Source organism: Anabaena sp. UHCC 0187, from assembly GCF_009712035.1.
In the GTDB taxonomy this organism is placed as follows: domain Bacteria; phylum Cyanobacteriota; class Cyanobacteriia; order Cyanobacteriales; family Nostocaceae; genus Dolichospermum.
In genome coordinates this window covers 39,105-46,941 of record NZ_VILB01000032.1, presented here as the reverse complement: position 1 = coordinate 46,941, position 7,837 = coordinate 39,105, and the positions used below count along the sequence as shown (strand labels likewise).

Below are 7,837 nucleotides of genomic sequence, written 5' to 3'. Positions count from 1 at the left end.
CTAATATAGCAACCTCTCCTTTTCCTGTCAAGGGTTTGGGAAAATATTTTTTTTGGGAGGGAAAATTTAGTGGTTATTTTTAGCTATGAGCTTTATCTAGCAAGGATTGGAAGGATTTCGATAATCATCAAATATCTACAGGATGTTGTCCATAATAAGGAAGAGCCTCAGACCAATGGGGATTTTTTCCTTGCTGCCAATCTAAATAAGCTAATTCCAAAATACTGTTAACGGTGGCTGCTAACTGGGATGTGGCTGAAATTAACTGATAATTGGTATGTCCCAAAGAAGATTGAACGGCTAGGGTTTCTTGCCATGCGGCTGGGGTGAATACTTTATCTGGTAATAGAGCAGTGATGCCAGAATTATCAGAGTTGGGTTGATAAATAGCACCAAAAACTTGTCCCCGCTGTGCTGGCATTTCTACGGCAATTATAGGATGTTGGCAATTTTTTTGGGCTTTATAAGCTTGCCATGCTACTGCGGCTAGGGTGGAAACTGTAAATGCGGGAATTTTTAACTGTTGTGCTAGTGTCCGAGCGGTGACAACACCAATGCGAGTTCCTGTAAAACCACCAGGTCCTTTGGCAACGGCGATAAATTCCAGGTCTGCCCAGGTTCGTGGTTTAATCAGTTCAATTAAGTATTGATGGATATGACTGGATAAGTCACGCCCTAAGTTCCAAACTTGAGATTGGGGATAATCGGTAAAGTTGCTAATTGCTAAACCGAGTTCTGGTGTGGTGGTATGCAATGCTAAAGCGTATTTATCTGGTGAGAGATGTTTAATTATGTTTGTCAAAGTAAATGCAAATATATTTTTCTGATAAATAATACAGCAGAATTAAGGATTGGAGGGAAAAACATGAATAAGAATTGGTGTTGCTGATTTCGAGTGTGAATATTCAGCAACATTTCAGAAGCTATTCTCATTATGTGGGGACTAATTCACCTGGACGTAATTTAGACCATTTACCTGTTTCTTGTTTGAAGCTGAGACAACCGACAACGTCCCATTCCATTTCAATTATTTCGCCTTGTGTGCGAATATTGACGTTGATGGAGGGTTCATTGGGGTCAAAATCTGGTGTTTCTGTCAGGTGTGGCTGTTGGTGCTGGGTTTCTACGGCGTTGTAGGTAACACAGCGGTCTACGTAGTGGCAATTCACGCAAATACACATAATAGAACCAACTCTAAGAAGCTTTATAGTTAATGTAGCTTAAGCCAAAATAATCAGCATTAGTTACTAGGTTGATTTTTATGACAATGGATGAATTAGTTGTTTCTCGTCTAGCTGCCAAAAATTGGCCTTTTAGTCTGGAATATTTGCCACAACCTGTTTATATGGTGGGTGGTGCGGTGCGTGATGCGATTTTGGGTAGGGTTCGGGAATATGTGGATTTAGATTTTATTATCCCAGCGGATGCGGTGAAGGTAGCCCGAAAAATTGCTCAACGTTATCAAGCTGGTTTTGTGTTACTTGATGCTGAAAGAAAAATTGCCCGTGTGGTGTTTGCTCATGCTACGGCTGATTTTGCCCAACAGGAGGGAGAAAGTTTAATTACGGATTTGCATAGAAGGGATTTTACTATTAATGCGATCGCTTATAATCCCCATACTCAAGAAATCATTGATCCTCTCGAAGGATATAAAGATATAGACTCTGGCCTATTACGGATGATATCACCTGTAAATCTGCAAAATGATCCTTTGCGGTTAATGCGGGCTTATCGTCAAGCTGCCCAACTTGGTTTTACTATTGAACCAGTTACTCAAGAGACAATTCGCAGTTTAGCAAAAAGTATCAATCAGGTGGCAGCGGAACGAGTACGGGTAGAAATTGGTTATTTATTAGCAAATTCTCAAGGAACATTTTGGCTAAATACTGCTTGGAAAGATGGTGTTTTGACTAGTTTCTTTAAAAACGCGACTGAGGAAAGTTTCATTAAGTTAACTGCTATTGATCAAGCTGCTGCTTTAATTAGCCAAAGTTGGCAGGAGTTAGCAGAAAAATTAGCAAATTATGTGCGGGAGACTGTGAAAACTTCTTGGTTAGCTACTGCTAAACTTGCTTGTCTGGTTGACTCAAAGCCAGAAATTGCCGAAATCGAATTACAGGAACTTACCTATAGTCGGGCAGAAATTCGGGCTGTGACAACGGGATTAAGACTATTTTCGGAAATAAAAGCGGTAAATATGCCTTTGCGAACACAGTATTTTCTGTTTCGGGAAATGGGAATTTTATTTCCGGCTGTGTTGGTATTAGCTTTAGCAAATGATATTGTAGCTAAGGGAATGTTTGAAGAAAGTATGTTAGTTACATACGAACCTTTAATCAAGCGTTATCTTGACAAAAACGATGCAGTTGCCCATCCTATTCCTTTACTCAATGGTAAAGACATGATGATGGCATTAAACATTCCCGCTTCATCACTGGTAGGCGAATTATTAATGGAGGTTGGTGTTGCTCAAGCTGAGGGGAAAATTTCTACAGTAGAAGCAGCGATAGAATTTGCCAGGAATTTAGTTAAAAAGTAAACTTGCTAAATTCGCTTTTGAGTTATTTAAGTTTTATGGAGTAGGGAATGAGTCTGATTTGGCAAGCTGATTTTTATCGTAGTCCGCTGCAAAATGTGGAAGGGCAAATATTATGGGAGTTATTAGTTTGTGATGCAACTCGCAGTTTTGAATTTACAGCAAGTTGTCCCCAATCCCAGGCTACTTCTACTTGGGTTGCCCAACAATTACAATTAGCTGGCAAGGAAAAGTTACCAGATGTAATTCAAGTATTTCGTCCTCAGTCTTTAAGTTTAATCACAACTGCGGGTAATAATCTAGGTATTAAGGTAGAAGCTACTCGGAGAACTGTGGCACTAAAACAGTGGTTAGCAGCTAAACAATATCCTGTAACTGTGGATAAATTACCTCCATTACCATTACCGGAAAATCTCTGGGGGGAGGAATGGCGATTTGCAACGATTCCATCTGGTGATATTGTGGATGAGTTTATAGAACGACCAATTCCTTTTTTGCAAATACCAGATTTTCTCAAACCAATTAATCTAGGTTTAGCTTCAACAGTACCTATCCCTGGTGTAGTAATTTACGGTGGGAGGCAATCTATGCGTTTAGCGCAATGGTTAAAGGAAAGTAATCCTGTATCATTAAACTATATCGGTGGTGCGCCTGATGGTTTGATTTTAGAAGCTGGTTTGGTAGATAGGTGGGTTTTGGCGACTTTTACAGATGAGGAAGTTACTGCGGCTGGGAAGTTATATCAAGAGCGAAAACAGCTAAGTCAGGGATTGCATTTTTTGTTGGTGCAACCAGATGATTCGGGAATGACTTATAGTGGTTTGTGGTTATTGCGAGATGAAGATTAAAAGCTGACTTTAAGCGCAATTTGAATTTAAGTATGAAAATTAATGTATAATGGTAGACTTAGGCATAGACTAATAAATAATCAAACTAAATAGGAACTAGTATTGTTTGTTAGTGTATCTATACACTAAAGTCCATACACCCCAAATCAAATAATTTTATTTGTGTTTTAGGGTTCTGTCCAGTTGATTATTCATATTGGAACTTGACAAATTAACCAAATGTCTACCCGGTTTTAAAAAAATTATAGCTTAGTCAAGAAAACTTGACCTTTTTTAATAAAAAGTAGACAAACAAAAAGTGTAGTTAAAATATTCAGCTAATTCATTCAAGCTAAAAGCAAATGAGCGAAATTAGTCAGCGTAGGGTTGTTATTGGCGATGTGCATGGCCACTATGAAGGTTTGATGTTGCTGTTGGAGGCAATATCCCCTGCATCAGAGGATCAAGTCTATTTTTTGGGAGATTTAATTGATCGTGGTCCCCAAAGCGCCCAGGTAGTAGAGTTTGTTAAACAAAATGATTACCCTTGTTTACTAGGTAATCATGAGCAGATGTTGTTAAACATCCTGACTGGCAAAGATACTGCGTCAGCAAATATGCAAGCGTGGTTATACAGCGGAGGACAGGCAACGGTTGCTAGTTATCAACCTGGGACAATTCCTCAAGAACATCTAGATTGGTTTGAGAGTTTACCCACATATCTAGATTTGGGAGATTTTTGGTTAACTCATGCAGGTGTTAATCCCCGCAAAACTATTGAAGAACAGACATCAGAAGACTTATGCTGGATTAGAGAGGAGTTTCACAGTATAAATCAACCATATTTTTCTGATAAGTTGATTATAGTTGGTCATACTATAACTTTTACCTTACCTGGAGTTGCTCCTGGTAATTTGGCACAGGGGCAGGGATGGATAGATATTGATACTGGTGCTTATCATCCCCGTAGTGGTTGGTTAACGGGGCTAGATATTACCAATAAGTTGGTTTATCAGGCTAATGTGTTTAGTCACACTGTGAGAACTCTAGTCTGGGAAGAGGCAATTACAATTATTGAGCCAGAGGAATTTATAGGTGGCCGTCGTCATAAACAACGAGCCTAATTACTGCAAAAATGCCCTTATTCTAGCTTGATACGCCGGATTATCTAAGCCATTATTTTTATTACTTGGTTGATTGTTAATCTGACGTTGGAGTTCTTTGATGCGAGTATCTGTGCCGGGATGTGTACTCAAAATCGTAGGTACAGAACTGCTTCCCTGTAGTTTTTTCATGAAAGAAACCATTGCTGACTGGGCATAACCACTGCGGGTGAGGATGTTTAAGCCTCTTTTATCAGCATCTAATTCGTCTTTACGACTGCGGGGAAGATTCAGTGCTAATTGGACACCAAGACCGACGGCTTGACTGCGATCTAAACCTGATACAGTAGCTACACCACTGGTTATAGCTTGTTGTCTCATTTGTTTGATTAAATGTTTACCTTCAATATGACCCATTTCATGAGCTAATACACTAGCGACTTCGGCTTCATTTTCTGCGGCTTTGAGTAACCCTGTGTTGAGATAAAGAAAACCACCAGCGGTTGCAAAAGCATTTACTGCCGGATCTTCGACTACTTGAAAGGTGTAAGAGAGATTTGGGCGAGTGCTATTAGCTGCTAAACGTCTACCTATTTGTTCAACATAGCTATTTAGTTGTGAATTACGGGAAATTCTGACTTCTTGCTGCAATTCCTGATTCATTTGCTGGCCAAGATCAACTTCCTGGCGATCGGATATATTGGATAGGTTAAATATTTGGGTCACTTGTGGGACTATCCGGATCAGATCTCCAAAACCTATAGCTATACTCGACAAGGGTGTACTCAAGCAGACAGTTAAGGCAACGCTTACAGAAATTAATGGATACAAACAATGTCGCTGCCATAAACGGTAATTTGGCCAAAATCCTTTTAGGTTAATCATAATCTAGGGAAATAAGATTGGTGTAAGAACTTAAAATTAGAAGACGGATTTTCAGCTTACTAAGTTGCATTTTCAACTCAATACAGATAGTTAAATGCTATCACTCCAAACTACTGCTATTATGATAGACTGTCGCGTAACATTAATATCTACTTGTTGTCTGATTTAACTCAATTGTCAAGATTGCCCATGATCTTAAAAACTCGTTGGTACAATCAATTACCTAGCTTAAAATTTAACTGCAACTTATCAAAACCTGTTTATGGCTATTTTAGATTCCAAAGGTCGCTTGTTCGGTAAAATCAACCTACTAGATTTAGGTGCTGTATTAGTAATTTTGCTAGTGGTAGTAGGTATTTTTATTTTCCCTGGTACTTCCGGTTCTGTGGCTCAAGTGGGTGCAAAAACAGTACCAATTGAGGTAGATTTGGTGGTACGTGGACTGAATGTTCGTGATCCTCAACAGTTATTTAAACAAGGATTCACAAAAGGTGGTAAAACCAATATTATTATCCGCAATCAAGCCTATGGACAGATGGGGATTAAATCCATTCAACAATTAGATAGGATGCTGACTATTGGTCAACCAGATGGTTCTGTGAAAGAATTGCCAGATCCCAGAAAGAACAACTTTAGTACAGATTTTATTTTGACTTTAGAAGATAACGCAAAAGTAACTAAAGATGGACCAGTTCTGGGTAATGGTAATACAAAAGTGAAAATTGGAATGCCTTTTGAATTAGAAGGTTTTAACTATAATTTCAATGCGTCTGTAATTGATATCCGTTTACAGGATAAATAGAATTTTGCTCAGGGGTGAAATTTTCCTGATTTCATCCTCACCATTAGTAAAAAATATCCATTTATAATTTTGTAATCAAGTAGGTAAATACTGTGACACAGGCTTCGTCTTCTTGGCGACAATTCATCAATCAAATTTCAGAGATTAAGACAGGAATCCCAAAACAGCGAATTTTTAAACATTTCACTGAACCGGGTTTTTTGCTGGGTTTGTTAACAATTATTGTGGCTATGTTGCTTTGGAGTTGGCAACTGTTATTAGCTCTGATTGTTGGCATTAGTATAATGGTGTTGACTTACTCAATCCAAAAATGGAACTGGCAATTACGCTGGTTAGAAATCCGCAAGTTGATGAGTAGCACTAACAGCCGTTTAGCTTATTCTGTTGCTAGTGGTGGTATAGCAACGGTGATAACTTATATGGCCTCGGCAATTTGGGTTGATTCCCCTAGTCATTGGTTGGCTGCTGGTGCTATTGTCCAAGGTATGGGAACGCTATTAACTTTAATTTTGTTGGTGTGGCAAATATTCAGTTTTCAGGGAAATCAAGAGGAAGATTATCTTGATCAATTGTTAAACAACTTAACAGAAAAAGATCCTTTAAAACGGTTGATTTCTATGCGACAATTGCATAAACTAATTACCCGTCAACGAGTTGATGTAACAACGGAAAAAGATATTATAGACTGCTTACAATTACTACTGAGTCAAGAAAAAGAAATCATAATTCGTGAAGCAGCTTTAGATTGTTTGCAAAACATCCATGGGTTGCAAGTTCTCAAACCAATTAATGGAAAAGTGTTGATTCCTATATCAGAAACAGTGAAAAATAAAGTCCTTGTAGATTGATCTAATTTCCTATTTTGTACTTTTAACTTCAGGATTTTGCTGTAATTCTTCCTGTAATATTTGCTGGTAAATCTTGGGTAAGGAACGACTAACAGAATTAGTTTCTATACCGTATCCTAAGCTTGTCCAAGTAGGGGAGAGTTTCCGTAAAACGTCATTTAATTTTTGCTGACGTAATAGCTTAGGGATATCTACACCCCAAACTCGTGAATCATTCAACCAACGGTAAACTACAGTATCTTGATACTCGGCTTCAAAACTATAATTAGTCCAAAGCATTTTCTGTATGGGTTTTGGATGATAGCGAGGAGCAATTTCATACCAAGTAGTATTAATAATTTGATAACGACCGGCGGCTGTGGAACAATTACCTGTATTCGGTCCTGTGATAATCGTGACGCATTTTTGAGGATGATGGGTGAGATCGTTAACCTGCTCACCACCATATAAGAGAGAGTAAGGACGATTACCACTGGCTTCACTGGCAGAAATGGTTCGCATTAATGACCGCAGGTAAGGATCTCCACCTTTCATGACTAGAGGCGGCTGTTTTCTGGTAAATACAGGTTCAGGAGATGATTGTATATCTCCAAAAACATACCACTGAAACAGGTACACAAAGCCCAAAACTGAGGCTATGGGAGCAATAAGTTTTTCTACACCTTTAAGTTCAAAGCTTTTCAGAATTTAACTCCTCTTAATTCTTTCTTTTGACTAATAAAGAAAATTTATCACCTCAGTAATATTGCTATGATGACGGTATTCCAGTATTTAGCTACAATATTAACTATTGTATGATCATCATGAAATATAAAGTTAATGATAAGTTATTGAGA

General features: G+C 38.4%; 9 protein-coding genes. 5 read left to right on the top strand and 4 right to left on the bottom strand.

Annotation, left to right across the window (positions count from 1 at the left end):
- Window positions 1-127 precede the first annotated feature (127 nt).
- Window positions 128-802 (bottom strand): tRNA (adenosine(37)-N6)-threonylcarbamoyltransferase complex dimerization subunit type 1 TsaB, encoded by a 675-nt coding sequence (gene tsaB / locus FJR11_RS21895; RefSeq protein WP_168507563.1) that lies wholly within the window; start codon window positions 800-802, stop codon window positions 128-130.
- Window positions 803-932: 130 nt separating this feature from the next.
- Window positions 933-1,181 carry a Ycf34 family protein gene (locus FJR11_RS21890; protein WP_027403580.1) on the bottom strand — a complete coding sequence of 83 codons (249 nt, stop codon included), beginning with the start codon at window positions 1,179-1,181 and terminating at the stop codon, window positions 933-935.
- An 86-nt stretch (window positions 1,182-1,267) separates the two neighbouring features.
- On the opposite strand from FJR11_RS21890, the gene FJR11_RS21885 reads away from it, so the two are divergent.
- From FJR11_RS21885 to FJR11_RS21875, 3 genes are all read left to right on the top strand, one after another.
- Window positions 1,268-2,539 carry a CCA tRNA nucleotidyltransferase gene (locus FJR11_RS21885; RefSeq protein WP_168507581.1) on the top strand — a complete coding sequence of 424 codons (1,272 nt, stop codon included), beginning with the start codon at window positions 1,268-1,270 and terminating at the stop codon, window positions 2,537-2,539.
- Between the two features lie 47 nt (window positions 2,540-2,586).
- The gene (locus FJR11_RS21880; RefSeq protein ID WP_168507561.1) at window positions 2,587-3,384 is read left to right on the top strand and encodes a Tab2/Atab2 family RNA-binding protein; all 798 of its coding nucleotides are present in this window, start codon (window positions 2,587-2,589) and stop codon (window positions 3,382-3,384) included.
- A gap of 341 nt (window positions 3,385-3,725) precedes the next feature.
- Window positions 3,726-4,487: a metallophosphoesterase family protein gene (locus tag FJR11_RS21875; protein WP_168507559.1), complete on the top strand. Its 762-nt coding sequence runs from the start codon at window positions 3,726-3,728 to the stop codon at window positions 4,485-4,487.
- On the opposite strand, the gene FJR11_RS21870 is transcribed toward FJR11_RS21875, so the two are convergent.
- Entirely contained in the window at window positions 4,488-5,351 is an 864-nt protein-coding gene (locus FJR11_RS21870; protein WP_168507557.1) for a M48 family metallopeptidase, read from the bottom strand.
- A 262-nt stretch (window positions 5,352-5,613) separates the two neighbouring features.
- On the opposite strand from FJR11_RS21870, the gene FJR11_RS21865 reads away from it, so the two are divergent.
- Both FJR11_RS21865 and FJR11_RS21860 read left to right on the top strand, forming a co-directional pair.
- Complete coding sequence (locus FJR11_RS21865) at window positions 5,614-6,153, top strand: DUF4330 domain-containing protein (protein WP_168507555.1); 540 nt, start codon at window positions 5,614-5,616, stop codon at window positions 6,151-6,153.
- A gap of 92 nt (window positions 6,154-6,245) precedes the next feature.
- A complete protein-coding gene (locus FJR11_RS21860; RefSeq protein WP_168507553.1) occupies window positions 6,246-7,001 on the top strand; it encodes an ABC transporter ATP-binding protein in 756 nt (251 codons plus the stop codon).
- Between the two features lie 9 nt (window positions 7,002-7,010).
- Here the strand turns inward: FJR11_RS21860 and FJR11_RS21855 are convergent, their stop codons facing one another.
- Window positions 7,011-7,688, bottom strand: coding sequence for a glycoside hydrolase family protein (locus FJR11_RS21855; protein WP_168507579.1), 678 nt, complete (start codon window positions 7,686-7,688; stop codon window positions 7,011-7,013).
- Window positions 7,689-7,837: the final 149 nt, after the last annotated feature.